Below are 3,326 nucleotides of genomic sequence, written 5' to 3'. Positions count from 1 at the left end.
GACATGGCGCACTTCGCCGGTCTGGTCGCGGGCAAGGTGCTCACCGGCGACTTCGACCCGGTGCCGCACGCCCAGATCGTCACCACCACCACCCACAAGTCGCTGCGCGGCCCCCGCGGCGGCATGGTCCTGTGCGACGACTCCCTGAAGGACCAGGTCGACCGGGGCTGCCCGATGGTGCTCGGCGGCCCGCTCCCGCACGTCATGGCCGCCAAGGCGGTCGCCCTGGCCGAGGCCCGCCGGCCCTCCTTCCAGGACTACGCCCAGCGCGTCGTCGACAACTCCCGCGCGCTCGCGGAGGGCCTGATGAAGCGCGGCGCCACCCTCGTCACGGGCGGCACCGACAACCACCTCAACCTGATCGACGTCGCCGCCTCCTACGGCCTCACCGGCCGCCAGGCCGAGGCCGCCCTCCTCGACTCCGGCATCGTCACCAACCGCAACGCCATCCCCGCGGACCCCAACGGCGCCTGGTACACCTCCGGCATCCGCATCGGCACCCCCGCCCTGACCACCCGCGGCCTGGGCACGGCCGAGATGGACGAGGTGGCCGGCCTGATCGACCGGGTCCTGGCGACCACGGAACCCGGCACCACGAAGTCCGGCGCCCCCTCGAAGGCCCAGCACGTCCTGGACCGGAAGACGGCGGACGAAATCGCGCAGCGAGCGACGGACCTGGTGGCAGCCTTCCCCCTCTACCCGGAAATCGACCTGACCTGATCAACAGGGGCGAGGTGCACCGACCTCAGGGGCGCGGGGAACTGCGCGACAAGCCACGACGGCGCCGCAGCCCCCCGCGCCCCGCACCCGGCCCACCTAGTCACGGGACCCACCTCCACCTCTGGAAGAATGGGCACCATGGCCCCCGCTGAAAAGCCCACCGCTGAAAAGCTCACCGCTGAGAAGAAGCCTCGCGTACTCTCCGGCATCCAGCCCACCGCAGGCTCGTTCCACCTCGGCAACTACCTCGGTGCCGTCCGCCAGTGGGTGGCCCTCCAGGAGACGCACGACGCGTTCTACATGGTCGTCGACCTGCACGCGATCACGCTCCCGCAGGACCCGAAGGACCTCCGCGCCAACACCCGCCTCGCCGCGGCCCAGCTCCTCGCGGCCGGTCTGGACCCCGACCGCTGCACCCTCTTCGTGCAGAGCCACGTGCCCGAGCACGCCCAGCTCGCCTGGGTCATGAACTGCCTCACCGGCTTCGGCGAGGCGTCGCGTATGACCCAGTTCAAGGACAAGGCCGCCAAGCAGGGCGCCGACCGGGCCAGCGTCGGCCTCTTCACGTACCCGATCCTCCAGGTCGCGGACATCCTGCTGTACCACGCGGACGAGGTGCCGGTCGGTGAGGACCAGCGCCAGCACGTCGAGCTGACCCGCGACCTGGCCGACCGCTTCAACGGCCGCTTCGGCGAGACCTTCGTCAGCCCCAGGCCGTACATCCTCAAGGAGACGGCGAAGATCTACGACCTCCAGGACCCGGCGGTCAAGATGAGCAAGTCGGCGGCCTCGCCCAAGGGTGTCGTCAGCCTGCTGGACGACCCGAAGACGACGGCGAAGAAGGTGAAGAGCGCGGTCACCGACACCGACACGGTGATCCGCTTCGACCGGGAGAACAAGCCCGGCGTGAGCAACCTCCTCACCATCCACTCCACCCTCACCGGCACGCCCGTCGCGGACCTGGAGCGGGAGTACGAGGGCAAGATGTACGGCGCCCTCAAGACGGACCTCGCCGAGATCATGGTCGCCTTCGTCACCCCCTTCCGGGAGCGCACCCAGCAGTACCTCGAGGACACCGAGACGCTGGACTCGATCCTCGCCAAGGGTGCCGAGAAGGCCCGCGCGGTGGCCGCCGAGACCCTGGCGCTGGCGTACGACCGGGTCGGGTTCCTGCCGGCGAAGCACTGACCGGCACTGACCGGGCGTCCGGGGGCGCACAGCCGCCCCCGGATGTGCGACCCGCACGCATGTCCGGTGGGGCAGAGCGCCGTACATCACTTCCGTTGCGCCTGCCCTGCGGACACCCGTGGCCGTACAGTCGATAGCCGACGGCCGTACGCGAGGACGGCCCACAGATCAGAACGCGACGACAGGAGACGACGTGGGGATCGTAACGATCGGCGTGTCGATCGCGGTCCCGGAGCCTCACGGCAGCCTGCTCCAGCAGCGGCGCGCGGGCTTCGGCGATGCCGCCGCGCTCAGCATCCCCACGCACATCACCCTGCTTCCGCCGACCGAGGTCGAGGAGGCGGACCTCGCTGCCGTCGACGCCCACCTCGCCGAGGTCGCGGCGGCCGGACGCCCCTTCCCGATGCGGCTGTCCGGCACCGGCACCTTCCGCCCGATGTCGCCCGTGGTCTACGTCCGGGTCGAGCAGGGCGCCGAGGAATGCACGGAGCTCCAGCAGCAGGTGCGGGACCCGGCCGGGCCGGTGCCGCGCGAGCTGCAGTTCCCGTACCACCCGCACGTCACCGTGGCGCACGGCATCGAGGAGGCGGCCATGGACCGCGCCTTCGAGGAGCTGGCCGGGTTCGAGGCGGCCTGGCCGTGCGCCGGGTTCGCGCTGTACGAGCAGGGCGCGGACGGGGTGTGGCGCAAGCTGCGCGACTACCCCTTCGGCGCCAACGTCGTGCCCAGCCAGAGCGGGCCCGCCGAGCGCAACCCCATCGCGAGCCGCTGAGCGCCCGTCCTTCAGACCGGCAGCCGGCGGAACAGGGCGCGCGGCGCGTGCCGCAGGAGTGACATCACCGGGCGCAGCGCACCGGGCACCCACACCGTCTCCGAGCCCCTGCGCAGGCCGAGTTCGACGGCGGCGGCCACCTGCTCCGGGGTGGTGGAGAGCGGTCCGGGCGCCAGATGGGCGGTCCTGCCGGTACGCACGAAGCCGGGGCGTACGACCATCACGTGCACGCCCGTCCCGTACAGCGCGTCGCCGAGGCCCTGCGCGAAGGTGTCCAGGCCGGCCTTGCTGGAGCCGTAGATGAAGTCCGAGCGGCGGGCGCGTTCGGCGGCCACCGAGGAGAGGACCACCAGCGAGCCGTGGCCCTGGTCCTGGAGGGCGCGGGCGGCGACCAGACCGGAAGAGACCGCGCCGGTGTAGTTGGTGGCGGCGACCCGGACCGCGCGCAGCGGCTCCCGCTCGTCCTGTGCCTGGTCCCCGAGGACCCCGAAGGCGAGCAGCACCATGTCGACGGCGCCCTCGGCGAACACCTTGCCGAGCACCGCCTCGTGGGACTCCGGGTCCAGCGCGTCAAAGGCGACCGTACGGACGTCGGCGCCGAGCGCGGCCAGGCGGCCGGCCGCGCGGTCGAGGGCCGGGCCGGGGC

Annotated in this window: 3 protein-coding genes and 1 pseudogene; 3 read left to right on the top strand and 1 reads right to left on the bottom strand. The window is 72.0% G+C overall.

Annotated elements, in window-relative coordinates:
* The 3 genes and pseudogenes from GT030_RS03655 to GT030_RS03645 form a co-directional block, all read left to right on the top strand.
* Positions 1-720: pseudogene (locus GT030_RS03655) on the top strand (glycine hydroxymethyltransferase); the annotation flags it as partial.
* Between the two features lie 138 nt (positions 721-858).
* Positions 859-1,908, top strand: coding sequence for a tryptophan--tRNA ligase (trpS, locus tag GT030_RS03650; protein ID WP_161199804.1), 1,050 nt, complete (start codon positions 859-861; stop codon positions 1,906-1,908).
* 193 nt (positions 1,909-2,101) lie between these two features.
* Positions 2,102-2,680: a 2'-5' RNA ligase family protein gene (locus tag GT030_RS03645; RefSeq protein WP_161199803.1), complete on the top strand. Its 579-nt coding sequence runs from the start codon at positions 2,102-2,104 to the stop codon at positions 2,678-2,680.
* 11 nt (positions 2,681-2,691) lie between these two features.
* Here GT030_RS03645 and GT030_RS03640 read toward each other — a convergent pair.
* Positions 2,692-3,326 (bottom strand): SDR family NAD(P)-dependent oxidoreductase (locus GT030_RS03640; protein ID WP_161199802.1); only part of this gene is annotated, 635 nt, incomplete at its 5' end.

Source organism: Streptomyces sp. SID1328, assembly GCF_009865595.1.
GTDB lineage: Bacteria > Actinomycetota > Actinomycetes > Streptomycetales > Streptomycetaceae > Streptomyces > Streptomyces griseoluteus.
This window is presented reverse-complemented; position numbering and strand designations above follow the sequence as displayed.

Bases quoted from the DNA above. Each gene is read 5' to 3' on its own strand.
- trpS (WP_161199804.1), top strand. From the start codon at position 859: ATGGCCCCCGCTGAAAAGCCCACCGCTGAAAAGCTCACCGCTGAGAAG.